We start from the raw sequence: 25,289 nt of genomic DNA, 5'->3' as shown, positions 1-25,289 counted from the left end.
GTGAACGCGGGCGCGGTCGCCACGGCCGCCGCCGTGCGCGACGCGCAGGGCGTGGCGGACGGCTGCTTCCACTGCAGCGAGGCCCTGCCCGCGGATCCGGCCAGCGCCCGCATCGATGGCGCGTACCGCCGCTTCTGCTGTGACGGCTGCGCCGCCGCGGCGCAGTGGATCCGCGATGCCAACCTGGTCGACTACTACCGCCTGCGCACCGAGCCGGGCGGACGTGCCGCGCTCGACCTGGACGCGCAGCTCGCCGCCTTCGACCGCGACGACGTCCAGGCCGGGCACGTGCGCGGGGTCGACGGCGGCCGTGAAATCACGGTACTGACCGACGGCATGCGTTGCGCGGCCTGTGCCTGGCTGGTCGACCGCGCGGTCGCGCGCGAGCCGGGCGTGATCGAGGTCGTGGCCAACGCCGTGACCGGTCGCATCCGCATCGCCTGGGACCCGGCGCGCACCGCGCTCTCGGGTCCGCTGCGCCGCCTGGCCGGGCTGGGTTACGTGCCCTACCTCGCCTCGGGCATCGCCCGCGAACGCGAGCGCCGCGCCGCACGCAACCGCGACCTGCTGCGCATGGGCATCGCTGGCCTGGCGTCGATGCAGGCGATGATGTTCGCCGAGGCGCTGTACCTCGACATTTACCAGCAGATGCCGCTGGCCACGCGCGATTTCTTCCGCTGGATCACCCTGCTGGTGTCGACGCCGGTGGTGTTCTGGTGCGGCTGGCCGTTCATCGCCGGCATGCTGCGGGAGCTGCGCAACCGCCACCTGGGCATGGACACGCTGATCGCCAGCTCCACGCTGCTTGCCTACTTCGCCAGCGTGTTCGAGACCATCCGCGGCGGAACGCATGTCTGGTACGACGCTGCGGTGATGTTCGTGTTCCTGCTGCTCGGCGCGCGCATGCTCGAGCAGCGCGCGCGACGCATCGCCGTGGCCCAGGTGGACACGCTGGCGCGGGCGCGGCCGGAGCTGGCGACGCGCGAACTTGCCGACGGCAGCCGCGAGGTCGTGCCGACGGCCGCGCTGCGGCCCGGTGATATCGCGTGCATCGCGGCGGGCGACACGGTGCCGGCGGACGGCACCCTGATCGACGCCGCCGCGCGGTTCGAGGAGGCCCTGCTCACCGGCGAGGTCCATCCGGTCCTGCACGCACCGGGCGACACGATCTACGCCGGTACCGTCTGCCGCGAGGCCCCGGCGCGCATCCGCGTCGAGCACGTGGGCGCGGCGACCCGGCTGTCGGAGCTGGAGTGGCTCGTGGAACGCGCGCAGTCGCATCGCCCGCGCGCGGCGCAGCTGGCCGACGCGTTCTCCAGCCGTTTCGTGGCCGGCATCCTGGTGGCGGCGGTGCTGGTGTACATCGGGTGGCGGATCTACGACCCGTCGCGTGCGCTCGAGGTCACCATCGCCCTGCTGGTGATCAGCTGCCCATGTGCACTCTCGCTGGCGGTGCCGACCGCGCTCGCCGTCGCCCACGGCGCGCTGGCGAAGCTCGGCGTGCTGTCGACCGATGGCGAGGCGCTGGGCTCGCTGGCCGCGGCCACCGACATCGTGTTCGACAAGACCGGAACCCTGGGCAGCGGCCGGCCGACGCTCGGGCGCGTGGAAGCCTTCGGCGATCTCGACGTCGAGGACGCGCTCGGGATTGCCACGGCGCTGGAGCGCGACAGCCTGCACCCGATTGCCCGCGCCTTCGAGGGACGCGACGCCGGCCTGGCCGTGGCGGCGGTGGAAGAACATGCGGGGCTGGGCATCGCCGGAACGGTCGAAGGCCGCGCCTGGCGCATGGGCCGCGCCGACTTCGCCGCGGGCCGCGTCGACGACGGCGCCCTGTGGCTCGGCGACGGCCAGCAGGCGGTGGCCAGGTTCACCCTGGAAGAGCCACCGCGTGATGACGCCGCCCGGGCGGTCACGGCGCTGCGCGAGCTCGGCGTCGATGTCCACCTGTCCAGCGGCGATGCGGCGACCACGGTGAACGCATTCGCCGACATGCTCGGCATCGACCATGCGGCGTCACGCCAGTCGCCCGAGGACAAGCTCGCCGGCGTGCGCGCGCTGCAGGCCAGCGGCAAGGTGGTGGCGATGGTCGGCGATGGGCTCAATGACGCCCCCGTGCTGGCCGGGGCCGACGTCTCGATCGCGATCGGCAGCGGCGCCGCCCTCGCCCACCGTGCTGCCGGCCTGGTGCTGACCGCTCCCTCGCTGCTGCGCATTCCCGCCGCGATCGCCCTGGCGCGCCGCACGCGCGCCATCGTGCGCCAGAACCTGGCCTGGGCGCTGGGCTACAACGTGGTGGCCATCCCGCTGGCCGCGGCCGGCCTGGTCACGCCGTGGGTGGCGGCGCTGGGCATGGCGGTGTCATCGCTCATCGTCACCCTCAATGCGCTGCGCCTGGCGCGGACCAGCGCGCCATGAACGTGCTGCTGTTCCTCATCCCGGTGAGCCTGGTGCTGCTGCTCGTGGCCGTCTGGGCATTCCGCTGGGCGGTGGGCAAGGGACAGTTTGAAAACCTCGATGCGGCTGCGATCGACATCCTGCGCGACGACAGCACGGACCAGGCGCCGGACGCCCTCCCGCCGAATGACGCGCCCGCCGGGGACGGCGAAGCGGGCGGCCGCCGCGGCCTGCGCGAAGGCGGGCCCCGTGCCGACTGACTGGCTGGCGATCGGTGCGGCGCTGCTCGCCGGCCTGATGGGCGGCGTGCACTGCGCGGCCATGTGTGGCGGGATCGCCACCGGGTTCTCCGCGATGGGTGGCCGCAACGGCTGGTGGCCGGCGCTGCAGCCCAACCTCGGCCGCGTTGGCGGCTACGTTGCGGCGGGCGCGATCGCCGGCGCGCTGGGTGGCGGCATCCTGGCGGTCGCGCGCAGTCCCTGGATCGCATTCGGCGCACGCATGCTGGTAGGCGTGGTGCTGGTGGTGGTCGCACTGCGGCTGCTCGACCGCAAGGGTCGCCTGGGTTTCCTCGGACGGCCAGGCTCGGCGCTTTGGCAGCGGCTGCGCAGGCTGCAGGCGCCCCTGCTCCCGGCCGACACCGTGGCCAAGCGCCTCGCGCTCGGCGTGCTCTGGGGGTGGATGCCGTGTGGCCTCAGTACCACCATGCTCGCCGCGGCCTGGTTGCAGGCCGACGCCCGCAACGGCGCGCTGACCATGGCGGCATTCGGCCTGGGCACCCTGCCACTGATGGTGTCGCTGACCTGGTCGGGCGCGCGCATCGGCCAATACCTGCAGCGCGGCCGTTGGCGGATGGGTCTCGGCCTGGTGGTGCTCGCCGCAGGCGTGCTCACCATTGCCGCACCGTGGCTGATGCACATTCCCGCACTGGCGGGACCGCTGGCGGCGCTCGGCTGCCTGCCGCCGCCGACGCGCTGACGCGCGGCCGGCTACGTGCGCCGCGCCCTGATCCGTGCCAGCTTCTCGCGCAGCTTGATCTCCAGGCCGCGCTCGACCGGGCGGTAGTACACGCGCTCGCCCATCGCATCGGGAAATCCGGTCTGGTCCGGGGCGATCCCGCCTTCCAGGTTGTGGTCGTACTGGTAGCCCTTGCCGTAGCCGAGCTGCTTCATGAGCCTGGTCGGTGCGTTGCGCAGGTGCATCGGCACGTCCGCGGTGCCGTGCGCCACCACGTCGCCGCGCGCTTCGCCGAAAGCGACATAGGCGGCGTTGGACTTGGCGGTGCTTGCCAGGTAGATCGCCACCTGCGCCAGCGCCAGGTCGCCCTCGGGGCTGCCGAGGCGGTCATGTGCATCCCAGGCTTCCAGCGCCATCGTCAGCGCGCGTGGATCGGCCAGGCCGATGTCCTCCACCGCCATCCGCGTGAGGCGGCGCGCGAGATAACCGGGATCCGCGCCGCCATCGAGCATGCGCGCCAGCCAGTACAGCGCGGCGTCCGGGTTGGAGCTGCGCACCGACTTGTGCAGCGCGGAGATCTGGTCGTAGAACTGTTCGCCGCCCTTGTCGAAGCGGCGGCTGCGGTCGGCCAATACCTGCGCCAGGGTGGCGTCGTTGATGGTGCCGCCCTCACCCGCCAGCTCGGCGGCGATTTCCAGCAGGGTGAGCGCGCGGCGCACGTCGCCGTCCGCCGCCGAAGCGATCATCGCCAGCTGCCCGTCGCCGATGGCGATGCCGCGTCCACCCAGTCCGCGCCGTAGGTCTTCGAGTGCGCGGCGCAGGGCGAGCACGATGTCGTCCGCCGACACCGCCTCGAGCACGTGCACGCGGCAACGCGAGAGCAGCGCGGAGTTGAGTTCGAACGAGGGGTTCTCGGTGGTCGCGCCGACGAACACGATCGTGCCGCGTTCGATGTACGGCAGGAACGCATCCTGCTGCACCTTGTTGAAGCGGTGTACCTCATCGACGAACAGCACCGTGCGCCGCCCGCCGGCGAAGCGCTGCTCGGCCTCGGCCAGCACCTTGCGCACCTCCGGCAGGCCCGAGAGCACCGCGGAAATCGCCTTGAACTCGGCATCGGCGTAGTCGGCGAGCAGTAGCGCGAGGGTGGTCTTGCCACAGCCGGGTGGGCCCCACAGCACCATCGAGTGCACGTTGCCGGCCTCGATCGCGCGGCGCAGTGCCGAGCCTTCCGCCAGCAGGCGGCGCTGACCGACCATCTCGTCGGGCGTGCGCGGGCGCATGCGCTCGGCCAGCGGGCGCATGGCAAGCGCATTCTCGTCTTCGGGCAGGAGGCCGGGCATGTCGGCGTCCGGGGCTGGCTTGCGGGGCAACATCGCATCCGGGTGTGGACCGGACGACAAGATAGCAAGTGGTGCGCCGTGACCGCGTACCGGGGCGGCCTCAGTAGCTCGCGACGGGTGCCGTCGGGTCGACGCTGATGTTGGCGCCCAGCTCCTGCCGCACGCGCAGCCAGGTCGCATCGCGGCGGTCGTAGACGGCCTCCACGTGCGCGCTGGTGTTGCCACCGGTGCCGAAATCGGCAACACCGGTGGCATCGATGCGCACGAACCGCGCGCCGGTTTCCACGCTGTTGATCGCGTCGAACTGCAGGTAGACGCGACCCGCGCCCGGCAGCTGCTCGAGTTCGGTGGCGAGACGGTCTTCGAGCTCCGAGATCAGCAGCGCGTCGTTGGGGACCTCGCGCTCGCCGTCGCCACCCAGTTGCACGTCGGGCCAGCCGGCGCTGGCGAACAGCGTGTCGTAACGGGTGCGGTACTGGAATGCGAGCCAGTCGCCGTCGGTGGCCATGCCGTCGCTCGCGGCGCCCGCGCCGATGCGCACCCGGCCACTGCCGCTGACCACATGGTCGCGGGCACTCTCGACGGCGACCTGCGCGCTGTCCAGGCGCACGTCGACCATGGCGTTCCCGAATTCCGCACCGAGTGCGCCGACCAGCACGGCGGCCACCGCGTTGCGGACGTCATCCCCGGCCGGCTGCGGCGCCATGCCGACAGCCTCCCCTACCCCGGCCTGGGGTGGATCGCCGGGCTGCGCGGACACACCCGCACCGGGCAGGCCCAGGCTCAGCACCAACAGGAAGGAACGGAAAGGGGTGGGGCGCGACAGCGGCATACGATACGTGCGGGAACTCGACGGCGACACTGTCCTCAACGCAGGAACGGCGCCACGGGGGCCACCCGTGACGCCGTCCTGGTCGCTCCGCCGCCGGCGGAGCCGTGTCGCGGGCTTCAGCCCTCGCCGATCACGTCAACACCCGGGCCCGGGGTGTACTTGAACGTGCCCGCGCCGAAGCGGGGATTGCGCTTCCAGCCGCTGAATGCGATCTCGGTGCGCTGGCCAAGCGAGTCGACCACCTCCATGCGCACCAGGCCCGCAGCCGAGAAGCCAAGCCGTGCGCTGGCAAAGCCCGCTTCGTCCTTTTTGGGCGTCAGCAGCAGCCACGACAGGCCATCGGCCTCGCCGGCCTCGCGGACGTTGTAGTCGCGATCGAGGCGCGACGGATCGATCAGCGCCGCCAGCGGGCTGTCCTGCTCGCCCGCACCCTGGTCACGCACCGTCACCTGCTCCAGGTCGGGGTCATGGATCCAGACCTTGCTGCCGTCGGCGACGATCAGCTGCGCGTACGGCTTGACGTATTCCCAGCGGAACAGGCGCGGCGCGGACATCGCGACGCGGCCGCTGGATGTCTCCTTGATGCGGCCATCGGCATCGAATGCCTTCTGCACGAACTGGCCGTCGAGGCCCTTGAGTCCGCGGGTGAAGCCATCGAGGTTGTCGCGCGCACCGGCGAACGCGGTGCCGGTGGCAAGCAGCGCGGCCAGCGCGACCAGCCAGAAACGGGAACGGATCATGTGGCGGGCTCCATGGGAAAGATGCGCTGCGAGTGTGCGGCGGCGTCGCTGAATGCGGGCTCACGCGGGCGCACCGGCATGGCTGCAGCCGCCGCTACTTCGGCGGCGGGGGCGCCAGCACCGAGCGGTCGCCGTTGTGCTCGGGCGGGGTGACCACGCCCGCGGCTTCCATCGCTTCCACCAGGCGCGCGGCGCGGTTGTAGCCGATCTTCAGCCGCCGTTGCACGCCGGAAATCGACGCACGGCGGGTCTCGGTGACCACGCGCACGGCTTCGTCATACAGTGGATCGCTCTCGTCGCCGGCACTGCCGCTGCTCTCCGGCAGGCCGCTGGCACCGACCACGACGCCGTCGCCCATCGACTGGATTTCCTCCAGCACGCCTTCGACGTAATCCGGGCCGCCGCCGGCCTGCCTGAGGTGCTCGACCACGCGATGCACTTCCTCGTCGGACACGAACGCGCCGTGCACGCGCTCCGGCATGGCGGTTCCGGGCGGCAGGTACAGCATGTCGCCATGGCCAAGCAGCGTCTCGGCGCCTGACTGGTCGAGGATGGTGCGCGAGTCGATCTTGCTCGACACCTGGAAGGCGATGCGCGTGGGGATGTTGGCCTTGATCAGGCCGGTGATCACGTCCACCGAGGGGCGCTGCGTGGCGAGGATCAGATGGATGCCGGCGGCGCGCGACTTCTGCGCGAGGCGTGCGATCAATTCTTCCACCTTCTTGCCGACGATCATCATCATGTCGGCGAATTCGTCGATGAAGATGACGATGAACGGCAGCGGCTCGAGCGGCTGCGGCGCTTCGTTCAATTCGGGGTTGGGCTTGAACAGCGGATCGAGCAGCGGCTGGCCGCTGTCCTGCGCGTCCTTCACCTTCTTGTTGAAGCCCGCGAGGTTGCGCACGCCGACCGCGCTCATCAGCTTGTAGCGGCGCTCCATCTCCGCCACGCACCAGCGCAGGCCATTGGCGGCCTCCTTCATGTCGGTGACCACCGGCGCAAGGAGATGCGGGATGCCCTGGTAGACGCTCAGCTCCAGCATCTTCGGGTCGATCATCAGCATGCGCACGTCCTTGGCGGACGCCTTGTACAGCAGGCTCAGCACCATGGCGTTGACCGCGACCGACTTGCCGGAGCCGGTGGTGCCGGCGACCAGCAGGTGCGGCATGCGTGCGAGGTCGGCGACCGTCGGCCGCCCGGCGATGTCCTTGCCCAGCGCCAGGGTGAGCGGGCTGCCGGACTTGTCATATTCCTTGGAGCGCAGCAGCTCGGAGAGGTAGATCATCTCGCGGTGCGTGTTGGGCGTTTCCAGGCCGATCACCGACTTGCCCGGGATCACGTCGACCACGCGCACCGACTTCACGCTGAGCCCGCGCGCGATGTCCTTGTCCAGCGAACTGACCTGGCTGACCTTCACGCCGGGCGCGGGTTCGATCTCGAAGCGGGTGATCACCGGCCCCGGATAGGCGCCGACCACTTGCGCGTCGATACGGAAGTCCTTGAGCTTGAACTCGATCTGCCGCGACAGCGTTTCCAGCGTGTCCTCGTCATACCCCTTCACCTGTGGCTTGGGGTCGTCGAGCAGGGCCAGCGGCGGGATACCGGTACCGTCAGCGACATGGAACAGCGGGATCTGCTGTTCGCGCTTGGCGCGCTCGCTCTTCTCCACCACCGGCGCCGGCGGCGGCTCGATCCGCACCGGCGCGCGCGTCTTGCGCAGTTCGCTGTCGATCTTGCGCACCTCGGTGCGCTCCTCGCGCTTGGCGCGGGCTTCCTGCCAGTCGACCGCCTGCTTGCTGCCGCGGCGGAACAGTTCGGGCAGGCGCAGCACCCATTGGCCGATGGCATCCATCACCCTGAACCACGACAGCCCCGTCGCCAGGGTCACCGACACCAGCAACAGGGCCAGCAGGAACAGGTTGCCGCCGACCGGTCCGAATGCCGAGTACAGCGAATTGCCGACCAGGCGGCCGAGGATGCCGCCGCTGCCGGCCGAATAGCCTTCCACCGCGCCGATGCGCAGGAACAGAAGCCCCGTGGAGGACACGATGAAGCCGACGATGCCGACCAGCCGCAGGGCCGGGCCGAGATCCGCCTGGCCATCGCCATCGGTGTCCATGCCGAACAGCGCGATCCACGCCACCGCGCCGAGGATCAGCGGCAGCACGAAGGCGACATGGCCGAACAGGCCCAGCAGCACGTCGGCCACCCAGGCGCCGACGCGGCCGCCGGCATTGTTGAGCGGTGCGGTCAGGCTGCCGGAATGCGACCAGCCCGGATCGGTCGGCGAGAACGTCACCATGCACACCAGCAGGTAGACCAGCAGCGGCGCGATCGCGATCAGCGCGATGTCGCGCAGCAGCTTCTGCCGGCGTGGGTTGGGCGCCGCGGGCGCGGCCTTGTCGGCGACAGCCTTGCGCTGCCGCCTGTTGCCGCGTTCCGCTACCGGGCGTGCTGCCACGTGTGATCAGACCTTAAGATTATCCCGCAATGGGATGATTCTACTCACCATTTGCCCTAAATGGGCAGGGCGAGCAGTGCCGGGTGCACCAGCTTGCCTGCGTCGACGTTCACGCCACGTGCCAGCGCATCGTTGCCGCGCCACGCCGGACCCGCCGCCAGCTTCGCCACCCACGGCAGGATTGCCGCGCAGATCGCCTGCGACGAGGTCCGCGGCACCGCGCCCGGCATGTTGGTGACGCAGAAGTGCGTGACGCCCTCCTCCACGTAGGTCGGATCCTTCCAGGTGGTCGGACGCGAGGTCTCGAAGCAGCCGCCCTGGTCGATGGCGATGTCCACCAGCACGCTGCCCGGCTCCATGGCCCTGAGCATGTCGCGGGTCATCACATGCGGCGCGCGCGCGCCGGCGACCAGCACCGCGCCCACCACCAGGTCCGCCGACGCGACTTCGCGCGCGATGACGTCCTGGTAGGGGTACAGCGCGGTGACGTTGTTGCCCAGGCGCATCATCTCGTCCATGCGGTCCTGGCGCATCTCAAACACGGTGACGCTGGCGCCAGCCGCGGCCGCGAGCGCCGCGGCGCCACCGCCGGCCTTGCCGGCACCGAACACCACCACCTTGCCGCGCGACGTCGACGGCAGCCCGCCGAGCAGCACGCCCTTGCCGCCCTGCGGCTGGTGCAGCAGCGTGGTGCCGACCTGGGTCGCGATGCGACCGGCGATGACCGACATCGGCGCCAGCAGCGGCAACTCGCCGTTGGGCAGCTCGACGGTCTCGAAGGCGATCGCGGTGAGGCCGATGTCGAGCAGCTGGCGCGTCAGCGCGGGCTCGGCGGCAAGGTGCAGGTAGCAGAACAGGAGGTGGTCACTGCGCAGGTGTTCGAGGTCGCCGGCGATCGGCTCCTTCACCTTCACGATCATCTCGCCCCTGGCGTACAGCTCGGCGGCATCTGCGGCGATGTTGACGCCGAGCGCGGCGTAGGCGGCATCGGCGAATCCGGACTTCATGCCGGCACCCGACTCGAGCCAGACCTCGTGACCGCGCTTGACCAGGTCGCCGGCCGCCTCGGGGACCAGCGCGACGCGACCTTCGAGCGTCTTGGTTTCTTTCGGGACACCGATTCGCATGGGTCGCTCCTGCACAAAAAACGCCGCGTCAGCGGCGAGTCGTCGTTTGCGGCAAGGAACCCAGCGTTGCGGTGAACCGCAACCCGCGCGCCTTGTCATGCTGCCGTGGCGCCGCCAAGCTATGCGCTTCCCAACGCCATGTTTCCATGGCTCGCGAGTATACATGAGCACTTCCAAGCACTGCCGCCTGCTGATCCTCGGTTCCGGCCCCGCCGGCTGGACCGCCGCCGTCTACGCCGCGCGCGCCAACCTCAAGCCGGTGCTGGTCACCGGCCTGCAGATGGGCGGGCAGCTGATGACCACCACCGAGGTCGACAACTGGCCCGGTGACGCGCATGGCCTGATGGGGCCGGACCTGATGAACCGGATGCAGGCGCATGCCGAGCGCTTCGATACCGAGGTCGTGTTCGACCAGGTGCACAGCGTCGACCTGTCGCAGCGTCCGTTCCGGCTCATCGGTGACAGCGGCGCCTACACCGCCGACGCGCTGATCATCGCCACCGGCGCCACCGCCAAGTACCTGGGGCTGCCGTCTGAAGAGGCCTTCAAGGGCCGCGGCGTGTCCGCCTGCGCGACCTGCGACGGATTTTTCTACAAGGACCAGGACGTGGCCGTGGTCGGCGGCGGCAACACCGCCGTGGAGGAAGCGCTGTACCTGTCCAACATCGCGCGCACCGTGTACCTGGTGCACCGCCGCGACAGCCTGCGCGCCGAGAAGATCATGCAGGACAAGCTGCAGGCGAAGATCAACGCCGGCAAGATCGTGCCGGTCTGGCACCACGTGGTCGACGAAGTGCTCGGCAACGAGGCCGGCGTGACCGGCCTGCGCCTGAAGTCGGTGCAGGACGACAGCACCCGCGAGATCGTGGTGCACGGCTTCTTCGTGGCCATCGGCCACACACCCAACACCTCGCTGTTCGAAGGCCAGCTGGCGATGAACAACGGTTACCTGGAGATCCGATCGGGACTCGCCGGTGGCGCCACCGAAACGTCGGTCAAGGGCGTGTTCGCCGCAGGTGACGTGGCCGACCAGGTCTACCGCCAGGCGATCACCTCGGCGGGCTTCGGCTGCATGGCCGCGCTGGATGCGGAACGCTTCCTCGACAAGGATGCCTGAGCCGCGGCGCGCGACGGTGGGGGCCGGCTGAGCCGCGCATGGCGGTCGCCCGCACCCATGCGTCGCTCTTCGAGGTCCCGGCCGCGGCCTGGGATGCGCTGCACGATGGCGGCAACCCGTTTGTCGCGCATGCGTTCCTCGCCGGTTTGGAATCCAGCGGCTGCCTGCGCGAAGGCTGGGGTTGGACACCGCGGCACATCGCCCTGTGGGACGGCGATGTGCTGGTGGCGGCCGCGCCCGGCTACCTGAAGGACAACTCGCACGGCGAGTTCGTGTTCGACCACGCCTGGGCGAATGCGTACGCGCGCCACGGCCTCGACTATTACCCGAAGTGGCTGGGCGCCGTGCCCTACTCGCCCGTGACCGGGCCGCGCCTGCTCGCGCGCAGCGACGCCGCGCGCGCCGCGCTGGTCGCCGCGATCACGGCCGACGCGCGCGCAGGCGGACGTTCTTCGGCGCACGTGAATTTCCACGAGGCGGCGGAAGACGCGGCATTCGATTCCACCTGGCTGCAGCGCCTCGACGTGCAGTACCACTGGCGCAACGACGCGGGCTGGCGTGATTTCAACGACTTCCTTGCGGCGATGGACCACAAGCATCGCAAGAACATCCGCCAGGAGCGCGCGCGCGTGGAGCGCGCCGGCGTGCGCTTCCGCGTACTGCACGGCGATGAGGCGAGCGATGCCGACCTCGACGCCATGCACGGCTTCTACCTGCAGACGTTCGCCGACTACGGCAACGCCCCCGCGCTGACCCCTGCCTTCCTGCGCCACCTGGCCAGGCGCATGCCGCGCGCGCTGGTGCTGGTGCTGGCCGATCTCGACGGTGCGCCCGTCGCGGGCGCGCTGTGCCTGCGCGGCCGCGACACGCTGTACGGTCGCTACTGGGGTGCCACGCGCGAGTTGCCGGGGCTGCATTTCGAGGCCTGCTACTACCAGGGCATCGCCTATTGCCTGCGCGAGGGCCTGGCCCGCTTCGAGCCCGGCGCGCAGGGCGTGCACAAGATCGCGCGCGGCTTCCTGCCAACCCTGGTGCGCAGCCACCACTGGATCGCCGAGCCGGTGTTCCGCGAGGCGCTGGCGCCCTGGTGCGCGGAGGAGCGCGATGTCGTGCATGCCCAGGCCCACGCGCTGCTGCAACGCTCGCCGTTCCGGAGCGATCCGCCGGGCGGTGCGTCGTGAGCCTGTCGCTGCCGCGGCTTGGCGCACGCGCCGATGCGCCATTCCCGGAACCGGGCAGCGCGCTGCGCGAGCCGGATGGCCTGCTCGCCTTCGGCGGCGACCTCTCGACGACGCGCTTGGCCAATGCCTACCGCCGCGGCATCTTCCCCTGGTACTCGGAAGGGCAGCCGATCCTCTGGTGGTCGCCGGATCCGCGCATGGTGTTCCGTACCGATAGCGTGCACCTGGCATCGCGCTTCCGCCGCAGCCTCAGGCATTCGCCCTGGCACGTTCGCGCGGATACCGCGTTCGACGCCGTGGTGGCGGCCTGCGCCGACGTGCCACGGCACGGCCAGCGCGGCACCTGGATCGACGCCGACATGCGCGCCGCCTACGGCCAGCTCCACCGTGCGGGCCTGGCGCACAGCATCGAGGTCGTCGACGCGGACGACCGCCTGGTCGGCGGCATGTACGGCGTCGCCATCGGCGCGATGTTCTTCGGCGAGAGCATGTTCAGTGCGGCCAGTGGCGGGTCCAAGCTGGCGCTCGCGGCGCTCGCCCTGCGCTTGCGCGAATGGGGCTGGCCGCTGATCGACGCGCAGGTCGACAACGCGCACCTGCGGCGCATGGGCGCGGAGACGTGGCCACGGGTGCGGTTCCTTGGCGAGGTGCGGCGCCTGGTGGCATATCCGGGTCGGGACGGGGCGTGGACCGATGCGTTCGGCGAGCTGCCGGCAACGGCGCTGGCGGCACCCCCGGACACGGCGCGATCGACCACCCGCGACGCCCTGCCGGTGGGTTCCGGTTAACGGAAATTTTGCGCTTGGACGCCATTCGTGGCAGAATCCCCTCTTTCGGGCGTCCAGCCCGAGCTCCTTGCATGGTCAAACAGGACGCATGGCAAAAGACGACGTCATAGAATTCGAAGGTTCGGTCTCCGAGACCCTCCCGAACACCATGTTCCGGGTGCGGCTCGAGAACGGCCACGAGGTCATCGCACACATTTCCGGGCGCATGCGCAAGAACTACATCCGCATCCTCACCGGCGATCGAGTCAAGATCGAGATGACCCCGTACGACCTCACCAAGGGTCGCATCACCTATCGCATGAAGTAAGCCGCCGCGCCCCTGCCGGCGCGAGACGAATAAAGGCGGCCATTGGCCGCCTTTATTCATTCCAACGCGCCGCAGGCAGCCGACGCTCAGCCCACCGTCACCGGCAGCAGCTTCTCCGCCTCGGGCTGCACGTCGAGCACGATCTCGCCGTCCAGGACATCCAGCGAGACGCGCCCACCCGACACCAGCTTCCCGAACAGCAGCTCGTCGGCCAGCGGACGCTTGACCTTGTCCTGGATCACGCGCGCCATGGGACGCGCGCCCATGAGCGGGTCGAACCCGTGCTGGGCCAGCCATTCGCGCGCCGCGGGTGTCGCCGCCAGGCTGACGCCCTTCTCGTGCAGCTGCTCCTCGAGCTCGATCAGGAACTTGTCGACTACGCGCAGGATGTGTTCGAAGGCCAGTGGCTGGAACTGCACCACCGCATCGAGCCGGTTGCGGAACTCCGGGGTGAAGCCCTTGCGGATCGCTTCCATCGCATCCGTGCTGTGGTCCTGCTGCATGAATCCGATCGTGCGCCGCGCGGCCTGTGCCGCGCCGGCATTGGTGGTCATCACCAGCACCACGTTGCGGAAGTTGGCCTCGCGCCCGTTGGTGTCGGTGAGGATGCCGCGGTCCATGACCTGCAGCAGGATGTTGAAGATGTCCGGATGCGCCTTCTCGACCTCGTCCAGCAGCAGCACGCAGTGCGGCGTCTTGACGATCTTCTCGGTCAGCAGGCCACCCTGGTCGAAGCCGACATAGCCCGGCGGCGCGCCGATCAGGCGGCTGACCGAATGCGGCTCCATGTACTCGGACATGTCGAAGCGGACCAGCTCGATGCCCAGCTGCAGCGCGAGCTGGCGGGTGACTTCGGTCTTGCCTACGCCGGTGGGTCCGGCGAACAGGAAGTTGCCGATCGGCTTGTCCGGATTGGCAAGGCCCGAGCGCGCGAGCTTGATCGCCGAGGCCAGCGTGCCGATCGCCGGATCCTGGCCGAAGATCACCATCTTCAGGTTGCGCTCCAGGTGCTGGAGCACGTCCTTGTCCGAGGCGCTGACCTGCTTGGCCGGGATGCGCGCCATCTTGGCGACGATGGTCTCGACTTCCTCCACATCGATCAGCTGCTTGCGCACGCCTTCCGGCAACAGCCGCTGGCGCGCGCCGGCCTCGTCGATCACGTCGATCGCCTTGTCCGGCAGCAACCGGTCACCGATGTGCTTCACCGACAGGTCCACCGCGGCCTGCAGCGCCTCGTCGGCGTAGGTGACCTGGTGGTGGGCCTCGTAGCGCGGCTTCAGGCCCTGCAGGATCTGGTAGGTCTCGCCCACCGTCGGCTCGACGATGTCGATCTTCTGGAAGCGGCGCGCCAGCGCGCGGTCCTTCTCGAAGATGCCGCGGTATTCCTGGAACGTGGTGGAACCGATGCAGCGCAGGTCCCCGGATGCCAACGCCGGCTTGATCAGGTTGGACGCATCCATGGTGCCGCCGGACGCGGAACCCGCGCCGATGATGGTGTGGATCTCGTCGATGAAGAGGATCGCGCCCTCGTGCTTGCCGATCGCGGCCAGCACCGCCTTCAGCCGCTTCTCGAAGTCGCCGCGGTACTTGGTGCCGGCCACCAGCGCACCCAGGTCGAGCGAGTAGATGGTGGCGTGCGCAAGCACCTCGGGCACCTCGCCCTCGACGATGCGTCGCGCCAGGCCCTCGGCGATCGCGGTCTTGCCCACGCCCGCCTCGCCGACGTACAGCGGGTTGTTCTTGCGGCGGCGGCAGAGCACCTGGATGGTGCGCTCGACTTCCTCCGCACGGCCGACGAGCGGATCGATGCGCCCTGCGCGCGCCATCGCGTTGAGGTCGGTGGCGAACTCGGCCAGCGCATCGCCCTTGCCGTCGCCCTCACCGCTCTCGCCGCCCTCGCCACGTGGGCGGGCGGATGCATCCTCGGCGTCGTGCGGCGGCTCGTCGCCGGTGCGCGCGATGCCGTGGGACAGGTAATTGACGACATCCAGCCGGGTCACGTCCTGCTGGTTCAGGAAATAGACGGCGTGCGAGTCCTTCTCGCCGAAGATCGCCACCAGCACGTTGGCGCCGGAGACCTCCTTCTTGCCCGAGGACTGCACGTGGTAGACGGCGCGCTGCAGCACGCGCTGGAAGCCGAGCGTGGGCTGGGTGTCGCGGCCGTCATCATCGGCCAGGCGTGACACCGAGCTGTCGATCGCCTGCTCGAGGTCGGCGCGCAGGCGATGGAAATCGGCGCTGCAGGCCTTCAGCACCATCTCGGCGGACGGGTTGTCGAGCAGCGCAAGCAGCAGGTGTTCGACCGTCATGTACTCGTCGCGCGCCTCGCGGGCGCGCTTGTAGCATTGGCCGATGCTGTATTCGAGGTCCTTGCTGAACATGGGGCGTGTGCCTCCTGGAATCACTAACCATCCAGATGGGGGTGCCGATGCGGCTTTTCCATCCGGAGATGACCCTCTTGTAGGCCTTTGCCAGCGTCGAGCGCAAGGGCCGGCGGTGGGCCCCAGTATCCCGCCAGCGGATGTCACGACAGGGTGCAGGAGCACACCCGCCGGGCCACTCAGGCCGGCTCCATCGTCGCCAGCAGGGGATGCTGGTTCAGGCGCGCATAGTCGTTGACCTGGGCGACCTTGGATTCCGCCACGTCGCGGATGAACACACCGCACACGCCGCGGCCACGGGTATGCACGTGGAGCATCACCTGGGTGGCGCGCTCGATGTCCAGGCTGAAGAAACGCACGAGCACCTCGACCACGAAGTCCATCGGCGTGTAGTCATCGTTCAGCAACAGCACGGAGTACAGCGGCGGTCGCGCCAGTTCGGGGCGGGCGGGTTCGACGACGACGCCGTGGTCGCGTTCGTGTTCTGTCTTGCGGCTCATGGCGGCCATTATACGGAGCCGGCGGTGGACGCCCATGCGCAACTGGGACGAAAATGCCACAACCTCCGCACCGCGAGCGCCCGATGCGCAACACCACCGCTAGGCAGCACGCAGGCGCCGGCACGAGCAGCATGCCCGTCCACGGGCGTGCCGTGGCGCACGCGGCATGACCTATCGCCAGGGGCGGTTCTGGCAACCGGATGTCACTGTGGCGACGGTGGTGCTCGACCGTGGGCGCCTGCTCTGCGTCGAGGAACATGCCGGCGGCGCGCTGGTGCTCAACCAGCCGGCGGGCCACCTGGAACCCGATGAAAGCCTGCTCGATGCCGCGGTGCGCGAGACCCTCGAGGAAACCGGCTGGACGGTCGAGCTGGAGGCCTTCATCGGCGCCTACCAGTGGACGTCACCGGTGCTGGCCGACGGCAGCGGTGGCCGCCACTACCTGCGCTTCGCGTTCGCCGCGCGGCCGGTCACGCACGACCCCGCACGGCGGCTGGACGACGGGATCGAACGGGCGCTGTGGCTGGCACCATCCGAACTCCAGGCCGCGTCGCCGCGGCACCGCAGCCCGCTCGTGTGGCAGGTGGTCGAGGACTTCCTGGGTGGCCAGCGCCATCCGCTCTCGCTGCTGCGCGCGCTTCACGCATGAGGCCGCCGGAAGTCATCGTCGGCATGTCCGGCGGGGTGGATTCTTCGGTCGCGGCGCTGCTTCTTCGTGACGCCGGCGCAGCCGTCGATGGCCTGTTCATGGACAACTGGGCCGACGACGGCAGCGGCGACTGCCGCGCCGAGGACGACCGCCGCGACGCCGTCGCGGTGTGTGGCCGGCTCGGCATCCGCATCCATTTCCGCGATTTCTCCGGCGAGTACTGGACGGGCGTTTTCGAGCATTTCCTGGCCGAGTACGCGCGCGGGCGCACGCCGAATCCGGACGTCCTCTGCAATCGCGAGATCAAGTTCCGCCATTTCCTGGATGCCGCCGTCGCGCTCGGTGCCGGGCGCATCGCCACCGGCCACTACGCGCGCATCGACCGCGCCGGCGACCAGTGGCGCCTGCTGCGCGCCGCCGATCGCGGCAAGGACCAGAGCTACTTCCTGCACCAGCTCGGCCAGGCGCAGCTCGCGGCCACGCTGTTCCCGCTCGGCGACCTGCACAAGGACGCGGTGCGCGCCCTCGCCCGCTCGGCCGGCCTGCCGACGGCGGAGAAGAAGGACTCGACCGGGATCTGCTTCGTCGGCGAGCGCGATTTCCGCACCTTCCTCGCGCGCTACCTGCCCGCGCAGCCCGGCGAAATCCGTACGCCGGATGGCCGCCGAGTCGGCACGCATGCCGGCGTGTTCTACTTCACCCTCGGCCAGCGCGAAGGCCTGAACATCGGCGGCCAGCGCGGATTCGCCGACAGCCCGTGGTACGTGGTCGGCAAGGATGTCGCCAGCAACGTGCTCACGGTTGACCAGGGGCACGACAGCCCACACCTGATGTCGGGCACGCTGTGGACCGAACACGCACACTGGATCGCCGGCGCACCGCCGGCGACGCGGTTCGCCTGCACGGCGCAGACGCGCTACCGCCAGAACGAGGAGCCATGCGAAGTGTTTGTTGACGATACCGGGAGCCTGCGGGTTGCCTTCGATCGCGCTCAGCGCGCGGTCACGCCGGGCCAGTCCCTGGTGCTCTACAGCGGCGACGCCTGCCTGGGGGGCGCGGTGATCGCGACCACCGACGCTCCGCTCACGCGCTCCGCGGTGCCGGCATGAGCATGCACGACCGCGTGCTGGCACTCGCCGGCCTGGCACAGGCGCTGCGCCAGGTGCGCCGCATCGCCGATACCGGCCAGGCCGAAGGCGCGGTGCTGCAGACCGCGCTCGACAGCGTGTTCCGCATCGACGCCGAATCCACCGCCGATGTCTACGGCGGCGTGGCCGCGGTACGTCCCGGCCTTGCACTGCTGCGCGACTACCTCACCAACCGCGGCCAGGATCCGCTGCTGCCCAAGCTGGCGTTGGCGGTCACCCAGCTCGAGCGCCGTTTCGTGCAGGACGACCAGATGGGTGAGCGCGTGCATGCCGGCATCCTCGCCGCGCGCGCCGACGCCGAGCGGCTGGGCAGCAGCACACACCCCGAGGTGCTGGGCAGCTTGGGCACGCTGTACGCCGACACCGTCAGCCACCTGCGCCCGCGCGTGCTGGTGCAGGGCAACCCCCACTACCTGGGGCAGGCCGCCGTGGTGGCGGAAATCCGCGCGGTGCTGCTGTCGGCGCTGCGTTCGGCGGTGCTGTGGCGGCAGGCCGGCGGGAGCCCCTGGGACCTCCTGTTCCAGCGCAGTGCGATGGGCCGCGCGGTCGAGGACCTGCTGGGCTGACGAGCGCACCGGCGCACGCCGCGGCCACCCCATGTGGTGGCCGTTGCCGCGGGCCGGCCGCGTATCCAGCTAGGCACAGGCGACGCCCGCAACGGGGCATGGGCTGCCGGCCTGCATTCCCGCACACCGGGAGATCGCTCGTGGCCGACAGATCGAACACCGACGGACCCGGCGAGTCCATGCCGCCTCCGGATGCCACGCCGCCACGGCAGGCGATCTTCAGGCTGCTGCGCCGGCTGTTCCTCTACCACGCCGCCATGGCGGCGACGCTGGCGATCCTGCTCGCGCTGTTCCCGACCACGCCGGAGCACCTTCCGATCGGGGGCGTCAGGGAACTGGCCAGCGGTGTCGACCCTGCGGTCGGCCGGGTGGACCATCCGGCGCCGACCACCGGAACCGCCTTCAGCGGGCAGGCGCCGCCACCGCCCCCCGATCTCGACCGCCTTGGCTATGCGCGGCGACTCGCCGTTGCACTGGTCGGGACCTGGCTGCTGATGCTGCCGGTGTCGTGGGTGCAGAAGGGCGTCCACCGCGGCAGCGACTACGATCATTCCCTCGACGAAACCACCCTGATCCTGCCCGGCGTGGTCGCGGCGATCGTGCTGGTCGTCCAGTACAGCCTGGCGCTGGCGTTCGCGCTGGCAGGCATCGTCGCCGGCGTGCAGTTCCGACGGGCACTCCAGGACACCTTCGACGCACTGTTCATCCTGGTGGCGATCGGCTGCGGCATCGCCGCCGGGGTCGGCGCGCTGGAGGTGGCCGCGGTGATGACGGTGTTCTTCTGCTACGCGACCCTGTACGTCTGCCGGTTCGGGGACGGCTTCGAATCCGACTACGTGGCCGAGCGCAAGGAAAAGAAGCGCCAGCTCAAGGCGGAGCATGAGGACCAGGGAGGAGGATCACGCAAGGATCCGTCGTGACTACGCGGCCTGCGGGATGGCTGCAGCTGCTCCTGTGCATCGCGGGATGGTTCGCCGCCGCTTGCGCGTGCGCCGCGGCCCCCGCCCGGCCGTTGTTCGAGTCGGCGGACGGGCTGACGGTGACCCTGACCCTGCAGGTGCCCTGGTCCGAATTGCTGCGCACGAAGAACGAAAAGCGCCGCTATCCCGCTGTGCTGGGCTACGTCGACGGCGCGGGCAGCGAGCACCGGATCGAGGCGACCGTCGAAACCCGCGGGCTCACCCGCTTGCGCATCTGCAGGTTCCCGCCGCTCATGATCCGCTTTGCCCGCCACGCCGCACTGGGCACCGACTTCGCGGGGCAGCGCACGCTGAAGCTGGTCACCCACTGCCGGCCGGGGGCGGTCGCGGAGCAGTACTACGTCCAGGAATTGCTGGCCTACCGGATCTTCAACCACGTCACCGAGCACAGCTTCAGGGTCCGTCCACTCCGGATCACCTATGAGGATGCAAGTGGCGGCGAATCGCACGGGACGCGCTTCGCCTTCCTGATCGAGGATCTGGATGCCGTGGCCAAACGCAATGGCTACAGGCGTTCGCCGCGGGCGCAGTTCGCGCAGGGCGATTTCGATCCCCTGGCGCTGACCCGCTTCATGCTGTTCCAGTACCTGATCGGCAACACCGACTGGGAGGTCCTGAGCGGACCGGAGAAGGACGCGTGCTGCCACAACGTCCGGATCCTGGTGCCGGCGGATGCACCGGGGCCGATGGTGGCGGTCCCCTACGACTTCGACGCCTCGGGGCTGGTGGATGCCAGCTACGCCGTGCCGAACGAGCGGCTGCCGATCCGGTCCGTCACCCAGCGCCTGTATCGCGGGTTCTGCCTCCACAACGACGCACTTGGGCCGGTGCGCCGCGAATTCCTCGCCAAGCGCGACGCGATCTTCGCGCTCGTGCGCAGCGAAGATCGGCTGAGCGGCGACCGCAAGCAGGCCACCATCGACTACTTCGAGGCATTCTTCGCCACGCTCGACAGCGATGCGCGGTTCGCGCGCGAGATCAGCGGGCGGTGCCGCAGATAGCGGCGGCCTCGAGGGGCTGCGCAGGGGTTGGTGCGACATTGGCCGGGGGCGCATCGAGCGTCCCGGCGCGCAGCGCCTCGCGACGCTTCGGCAATGCCGGGTTGGCGGGCTGCAGCGCGATCACCGCGTCCAGGTATTCCAGGCGCTGCCCGTCATCCATCGGCAGGCGCAGCCGCCCTCCCCGATAGCCGGCGAACAGTCCCTCGCGCGTCACCTCGAGCCAGCCGACATGGCCGCCGTATGCGGCGCTGATTCCGGTGTCGATCATGATGACGCGCCCCGCCAGGCGCGGCCAGATCACGCCGTCGGTGGGGGTATGGCCAATGACCACATGGGCTGCGCCGTGGCGCCCGAGGATGGCGTCGACCGTCTCCGTGGACGCTGCGGGATCAACGCCGGCCAGGCCGCGGTACCACAGCGGGCCGGCCTCGTCGCGCAGGATCCCGGGGGCGTCCGGGTCGCCGCCTCCCAGGGCGGCGCGCGCCATCGTGGTCATCGACTCGAGGCTGTTGCCGCAGTAGGTGCTGCCGATGCCGCCGTGCACGAAGACCAGGTCGTTGAGCTGGATGGCGACCTTGGTCTTCATCGTCCACAGGAACAGCTCGCCTTTCGGGTCCCAGCGTGGATCCCAGGCGAAGCGATGCTCCACCCAGCCGAGCGGATGCGAGAGATCCCACTGCGCGCGATGATCGGCCGGCAGTGCGGCGGCCTGCTCCGGGTCGCTGGCCGCGAGCGCCTCCAGCGTGGCCTTGTAATAGCGGTCCCTGAGCACCGGGGCACGCTTGCCCGCGAACGCACTGTATTCGCCTGCGCTGACGTAACGCAGGTCGCCGTAGACGTTCATCGCCTCGTGGTTGCCGAGCAGGTTGTGCACCTGGCCACCGCGCTTTTCGGCCTGCCCGCCCAGGCGCGCCATGTGGGCGATGATGCGGCGCGTGTCGGGCCCGCGATCCGGGATGTCACCGGTCTGGACCAGATGGGTGTCGCCGGCGATCCAGCGGCCGCGCCGGTCGACCACGCCTGCGGACTGGAGCACCGTCAGGTAGCTGTCGTAGTCGCCGTGCAGGTCCCCGATCGCGACGATACGGGCGACGTTGTCCCAGCGATATGCGTCGAGCTGCCGCGGCGCCGCCCACAGTGCCTGGGCGAAGAGCAGCATGCCGAACAGCAGATAGCGCGAACGTGCCACCGGGTCGCCTCAGGTCACCGGGAGTCGGGGGGACGGTTGCCGGGCGCCCATGGCGGGAGGATACATCCGCACCCGGTTCCGTGCCCCATCTCCACAACAGGAAAACGCCCGGCGGTGCCGGGCGTTTCCGTGCGTCCCGCAGTGGCCGGGATCAAGCCGTCGCGGCGTCCGCCACCTCGCGGTATTCCTCGATCTGGTCGAAGTTCATGTAGCGGTAGATCGTCTCGCCGCTGGTGTTCACGACGCCGATGTCCGCCAGGTATTCCTCGCGGGTCGGGATGCGGCCCAGGCGCGAACAGATCGCCGCCAGCTCCGCCGAGCCCAGGTAGACATCGGTGTTGCGGCCCAGGCGGTTCGGGAAGTTGCGGGTCGAGGTCGACATCGCGGTGGCGCCCTCGCGGATCTGCGCCTGGTTGCCCATGCACAGCGAGCAGCCCGGCATCTCCATGCGCGCGCCGGCGGCGCCGAACGTGCCGTAATGGCCTTCCTTGGTCAGCTCGGCGGCATCCATGCGCGTCGGCGGTGCGACCCACAGGCGCGTGGGAATGTCGCGCTTGCCTTCCAGCAGTTTGGCCGCGGCGCGGAAGTGGCCGATGTTGGTCATGCAGGAACCGATGAAGACCTCGTCGATCTTCGCGCCGGCGACGTCGGACAGGGTCCTGGCGTCGTCAGGATCGTTCGGGCAGCACACGATCGGCTCGACGATCTCGCCCAGGTCGATCTCGATCACCGCGGCGTACTCGGCGTCGGCGTCCGGCTCGAGCAGCTGCGGGTCGGCCAGCCACTGCTGCATCTTGTCGATGCGGCGCTGCAGGGTGCGCGCGTCGGCGTAGCCCTCGGTGATCATCCACTTCAGCAGGGTGATGTTGCTGGTGAGGTACTCGACGATCGGCGCACGGTCCAGGCGCACGGTGCAGCCGGCGGCGGAGCGCTCGGCGGACGCGTCGGCCAGCTCGAAGGCCTGCTCGATCTTGAGTTGCGGCAGGCCCTCGATCTCGAGGATGCGGCCCGAGAAGATGTTTTTCTTGCCCTGCTTGGCGACCGTCAGCAGCCCGGCCCTGATGGCGTAGAGCGGGATGGCATGCACCAGGTCGCGCAGCGTCACGCCCGGCTGCATGCTGCCCTTGAAGCGCACCAGCACCGATTCCGGCATGTCCAGCGGCATGACACCGGTTGCGGCGGCAAACGCCACCAGGCCCGAGCCGGCCGGGAACGAGATGCCGATCGGGAAGCGGGTATGCGAATCGCCGCCGGTGCCCACGGTATCGGGCAGCAGCATGCGGTTGAGCCAGCTGTGGATGATGCCGTCGCCCGGGCGCAACGACACGCCGCCGCGGGTCGAGATGAACTCGGGCAGCGTGTGGTGCGTCTTCACGTCCACCGGCTTGGGGTACGCCGCGGTGTGGCAGAAAGACTGCATCACCAGGTCCGACGAGAACCCCAGGCACGCCAGGTCCTTCAGTTCGTCGCGGGTCATCGGGCCGGTGGTGTCCTGCGAGCCCACGGTGGTCATCCTGGGTTCGCAGTAGGTGCCCGGGCGCATGCCTTGCTGCACGCCGTTCACGATGGGCAGGCCGCAGGCGCGGCCGACCATCTTCTGCGCGAGCGTGTAGCCGCGACCGGTGTCGGCGGGCGTGGCCGGCAGGCGGAACAGGTGCGCGGCCGGCAGGCCGAGCGCTTCGCGCGCGCGCGCCGTCAGGCCACGGCCGATGATCAGCGGAATGCGGCCACCGGCGCGCACCTCGTCGAACAGCACCTCTGACTTGACCTGGAATTCGGCGATCAACACGCCGTCCTTCAGCGCCTGGCCGTCGTAGGGACGCAGCTCGATCACGTCGCCATGCGCCATGTTCGACACATCGAGCTCGATCGGCAGCGCACCCGCGTCTTCCATGGTGTTGTAGAAGATCGGCGCGATCTTCGCACCCAGGCACACGCCGCCGAAGCGCTTGTTGGGAATGAACGGGATGTCGTCGCCAGTCCACCACAGCACCGAGTTGGTGGCCGACTTGCGGCTGGAGCCGGTGCCGACCACGTCACCGACATAGGCGACCAGGTGGCCTTTCGCCTTGAGGTCGGCGATGGCCTGGATCGGTCCACGCTTGCCGTCTTCCTCGGGCACGAACGGTGCGTCGGGGCGGCGGTTCTTCAGCATCGCCAGCGCGTGCATCGGGATGTCCGGGCGCGTGGTCGCATCCGGGGCCGGCGACAGGTCGTCGGTATTGGTTTCGCCGGGCACCTTGAAGACGGTGATGGTCAGGCTCTGCGGGACCTCCGGCTTGCTGGTGAACCACTCGGCATCAGCCCAACTCTGCATGACCGCGCGGGCACTGGCGTTGCCGGCCTTGGACTTTTGTTCCACATCGTGGAAGGCGTCGAAGACCAGCAGCGTGTGCTTGAGCGCATCGGCGGCGATGGTGCCGACCACCGCGTCATCCAGCAGGTCGACCAGGGGCGCGACGTTGTAGCCGCCGAGCATCGTGCCCAGCAGTGCGGTGGCACGCTCGCGCGAAATCAGCGCGCTGGGCTCGCTGCCCAATGCAACCGCCGCGAGATACGACGCCTTGACCTTGGCCGCGTCGTCGACGCCGGCGGGCACGCGATGGGTGATGAGATCGAGCAGGAACGCCTCCTCGCCGGGCGGCGGGGCCTTCAGCAGTTCGATCACATCGGCCGTCTGCTGCGCGGTCAGCGGCAGCGGCGGGATGCCAAGCGCTGCGCGCTCGGCCACATGGTGGCGATAGGCTTCCAACATGGTGCAGTGGTCTCCGTGGATGTTCGGGTGTGCGTTGATCGGGGCGAGGCGCTATTCGGGCGTGGGCACGATCAGCTTCAGGCCCTTGAAGTAGTCGCGGTAGAAACGGTCGTCGCGGGTGATCAGTCCGTCACACTGCAGCAGCGCGTGCGCACCGATCAGGAACTCGGGAACCGCGCGCGTGGGGGCGCCGCCACGCTGGCGGTGACGCCGCTGCATCTCCCCTGCGCGAAGCGCGGACTTGGCCTCCAGCGCGCTGAAGCGGATGCCCACCTCCTCCAGCACGGCCACCGCCTCGGAGCCGTCCTTGAGCGCACTGCAGACCTCGGCCAGCGCCACATCGCAGACCACTACCGTGCCGATGCCCAGGCACTGGCGCAGGCAGGCCTCGGTGGCATCCGCCATGGGCCCGTCGGCCAGCAGGTCGACAAGCACGGAGGAATCGATCGCGATCATGCGTCGGGGTCGCGGGCATCACCCGGGGCGCGGCCACGCAGGGCACGCATGGCCTCTTCGGTGGATGCGAAACCGTCGAGCCGGAAGCGGCCTCGGGCGCGCGAGATCGCATCGTCCACGCTCTTGCGCAGGATGATGCGCCCGCCATCCAGCTCGACCTTGAGGATGGTGCCCTTGGTCAGGCCGAGGGCATCGCGCACGGCCTTCGGCAGGGTGATCTGCCCGCGTTCGGCAACGGTGGCTTCCATGGCGGCGACTCCTGCCTGGCGGAATGCAGGCACAGGTGGGCTGGAACGGTATGCGCACATCATACATACTCATGCTTGCATACTCAACGCGCCATACTGTCCGCCTGCGGTTCCGGCGCTGCGCGCGCCGACAGTGCCACCCGGCCGTTACACAGGTCGCCGTAGA

23 protein-coding genes are annotated in these 25,289 nt (G+C 69.6%); 12 read left to right on the top strand and 11 right to left on the bottom strand.

The window, feature by feature from the left end; all coding sequences use genetic code 11:
• From H5368_RS02920 to H5368_RS02910, 3 genes are read left to right on the top strand one after another with little or no spacing between them, the layout of a single operon-like run.
• A complete protein-coding gene (locus H5368_RS02920) occupies positions 1-2,418 on the top strand; it encodes a heavy metal translocating P-type ATPase (protein ID WP_343203875.1) in 2,418 nt (805 codons plus the stop codon).
• Complete coding sequence (ccoS, locus tag H5368_RS02915) at positions 2,415-2,657, top strand: cbb3-type cytochrome oxidase assembly protein CcoS (RefSeq protein ID WP_182821186.1); 243 nt, start codon at positions 2,415-2,417, stop codon at positions 2,655-2,657. The genes H5368_RS02920 and ccoS overlap by 4 nt, the downstream gene beginning before the upstream one ends.
• Complete coding sequence (locus H5368_RS02910) at positions 2,647-3,375, top strand: sulfite exporter TauE/SafE family protein (protein WP_182821184.1); 729 nt, start codon at positions 2,647-2,649, stop codon at positions 3,373-3,375. The genes ccoS and H5368_RS02910 overlap by 11 nt, the downstream gene beginning before the upstream one ends.
• 11 nt (positions 3,376-3,386) lie before the next feature.
• On the opposite strand, the gene H5368_RS02905 is transcribed toward H5368_RS02910, so the two are convergent.
• The 5 genes from H5368_RS02905 to ald all read right to left on the bottom strand — a co-directional run bounded on the left by H5368_RS02905 (position 3,387) and on the right by ald (position 9,857).
• Entirely contained in the window at positions 3,387-4,730 is a 1,344-nt protein-coding gene (locus tag H5368_RS02905; protein ID WP_182821182.1) for a replication-associated recombination protein A, read from the bottom strand.
• Positions 4,731-4,797: 67 nt separating this feature from the next.
• A complete protein-coding gene (locus H5368_RS02900; protein ID WP_182821180.1) occupies positions 4,798-5,403 on the bottom strand; it encodes a hypothetical protein in 606 nt (201 codons plus the stop codon).
• A 242-nt stretch (positions 5,404-5,645) separates the two neighbouring features.
• The gene (gene lolA, locus H5368_RS02895) at positions 5,646-6,269 is read right to left on the bottom strand and encodes an outer membrane lipoprotein chaperone LolA (protein ID WP_182821178.1); all 624 of its coding nucleotides are present in this window, start codon (positions 6,267-6,269) and stop codon (positions 5,646-5,648) included.
• 94 nt (positions 6,270-6,363) lie between these two features.
• Positions 6,364-8,730: a DNA translocase FtsK gene (locus tag H5368_RS02890; RefSeq protein WP_182821175.1), complete on the bottom strand. Its 2,367-nt coding sequence runs from the start codon at positions 8,728-8,730 to the stop codon at positions 6,364-6,366.
• 56 nt (positions 8,731-8,786) lie between these two features.
• Entirely contained in the window at positions 8,787-9,857 is a 1,071-nt protein-coding gene (ald, locus tag H5368_RS02885; protein ID WP_182821173.1) for an alanine dehydrogenase, read from the bottom strand.
• Positions 9,858-10,020: 163 nt separating this feature from the next.
• On the opposite strand from ald, the gene trxB reads away from it, so the two are divergent.
• From trxB to infA, 4 genes are all read left to right on the top strand, one after another.
• A complete protein-coding gene (trxB, locus tag H5368_RS02880; RefSeq protein ID WP_182821171.1) occupies positions 10,021-10,974 on the top strand; it encodes a thioredoxin-disulfide reductase in 954 nt (317 codons plus the stop codon).
• Between the two features lie 38 nt (positions 10,975-11,012).
• Positions 11,013-12,155 carry a GNAT family N-acetyltransferase gene (locus H5368_RS02875; protein ID WP_182821169.1) on the top strand — a complete coding sequence of 381 codons (1,143 nt, stop codon included), beginning with the start codon at positions 11,013-11,015 and terminating at the stop codon, positions 12,153-12,155.
• Positions 12,152-12,943, top strand: coding sequence for a leucyl/phenylalanyl-tRNA--protein transferase (gene aat / locus H5368_RS02870; RefSeq protein WP_182821167.1), 792 nt, complete (start codon positions 12,152-12,154; stop codon positions 12,941-12,943). The genes H5368_RS02875 and aat overlap by 4 nt, the downstream gene beginning before the upstream one ends.
• A gap of 88 nt (positions 12,944-13,031) precedes the next feature.
• Positions 13,032-13,250 (top strand): translation initiation factor IF-1, encoded by a 219-nt coding sequence (gene infA / locus H5368_RS02865; RefSeq protein ID WP_182821165.1) that lies wholly within the window; start codon positions 13,032-13,034, stop codon positions 13,248-13,250.
• 86 nt (positions 13,251-13,336) lie between these two features.
• Here the strand turns inward: infA and clpA are convergent, their stop codons facing one another.
• Positions 13,337-15,631: an ATP-dependent Clp protease ATP-binding subunit ClpA gene (gene clpA, locus H5368_RS02860; RefSeq protein ID WP_182821162.1), complete on the bottom strand. Its 2,295-nt coding sequence runs from the start codon at positions 15,629-15,631 to the stop codon at positions 13,337-13,339.
• 179 nt (positions 15,632-15,810) lie between these two features.
• Positions 15,811-16,131, bottom strand: coding sequence for an ATP-dependent Clp protease adapter ClpS (gene clpS, locus H5368_RS02855; RefSeq protein ID WP_182821160.1), 321 nt, complete (start codon positions 16,129-16,131; stop codon positions 15,811-15,813).
• 166 nt (positions 16,132-16,297) lie between these two features.
• On the opposite strand from clpS, the gene H5368_RS02850 reads away from it, so the two are divergent.
• From H5368_RS02850 to H5368_RS02830, 5 genes are all read left to right on the top strand, one after another.
• Positions 16,298-16,780, top strand: a complete 483-nt coding sequence (locus H5368_RS02850; protein ID WP_182821158.1) for an NUDIX hydrolase — start codon at positions 16,298-16,300, stop codon at positions 16,778-16,780.
• The gene (gene mnmA, locus H5368_RS02845; protein WP_182821156.1) at positions 16,777-17,889 is read left to right on the top strand and encodes a tRNA 2-thiouridine(34) synthase MnmA; all 1,113 of its coding nucleotides are present in this window, start codon (positions 16,777-16,779) and stop codon (positions 17,887-17,889) included. Before H5368_RS02850 ends, mnmA begins: the two co-directional genes overlap by 4 nt.
• Positions 17,886-18,494: a high frequency lysogenization protein HflD gene (hflD, locus tag H5368_RS02840; protein ID WP_223877923.1), complete on the top strand. Its 609-nt coding sequence runs from the start codon at positions 17,886-17,888 to the stop codon at positions 18,492-18,494. Before mnmA ends, hflD begins: the two co-directional genes overlap by 4 nt.
• Positions 18,495-18,634: 140 nt before the next feature.
• On the top strand, positions 18,635-19,414 hold the full coding sequence (locus H5368_RS02835) for a hypothetical protein (RefSeq protein ID WP_220486485.1): 780 nt from the start codon (positions 18,635-18,637) through the stop codon (positions 19,412-19,414).
• 119 nt (positions 19,415-19,533) lie between these two features.
• Entirely contained in the window at positions 19,534-20,475 is a 942-nt protein-coding gene (locus tag H5368_RS02830; protein WP_182821153.1) for a hypothetical protein, read from the top strand.
• On the opposite strand, the gene H5368_RS02825 is transcribed toward H5368_RS02830, so the two are convergent.
• The 4 genes from H5368_RS02825 to H5368_RS02810 all read right to left on the bottom strand — a co-directional run bounded on the left by H5368_RS02825 (position 20,453) and on the right by H5368_RS02810 (position 25,123).
• Positions 20,453-21,664 carry a metallophosphoesterase gene (locus H5368_RS02825; protein WP_182821151.1) on the bottom strand — a complete coding sequence of 404 codons (1,212 nt, stop codon included), beginning with the start codon at positions 21,662-21,664 and terminating at the stop codon, positions 20,453-20,455. The genes H5368_RS02830 and H5368_RS02825 overlap by 23 nt on opposite strands.
• Before the next feature lie 151 nt (positions 21,665-21,815).
• Positions 21,816-24,419, bottom strand: coding sequence for a bifunctional aconitate hydratase 2/2-methylisocitrate dehydratase (gene acnB, locus H5368_RS02820; protein WP_182821148.1), 2,604 nt, complete (start codon positions 24,417-24,419; stop codon positions 21,816-21,818).
• Between the two features lie 51 nt (positions 24,420-24,470).
• Positions 24,471-24,875, bottom strand: coding sequence for a type II toxin-antitoxin system VapC family toxin (locus H5368_RS02815; RefSeq protein ID WP_182821146.1), 405 nt, complete (start codon positions 24,873-24,875; stop codon positions 24,471-24,473).
• On the bottom strand, positions 24,872-25,123 hold the full coding sequence (locus H5368_RS02810) for an AbrB/MazE/SpoVT family DNA-binding domain-containing protein (protein ID WP_182821144.1): 252 nt from the start codon (positions 25,121-25,123) through the stop codon (positions 24,872-24,874). The genes H5368_RS02815 and H5368_RS02810 overlap by 4 nt, the downstream gene beginning before the upstream one ends.
• Between the last annotated feature and the right edge of the window lie 166 nt (positions 25,124-25,289).

The organism is Luteimonas sp. MC1782, from assembly GCF_014164605.1.
Taxonomy (GTDB): Bacteria; Pseudomonadota; Gammaproteobacteria; order Xanthomonadales; family Xanthomonadaceae; genus Luteimonas.
The sequence above is the reverse complement of the archived record's forward strand: the minus strand, read 5'-3'. Positions and strand labels throughout refer to the sequence as shown.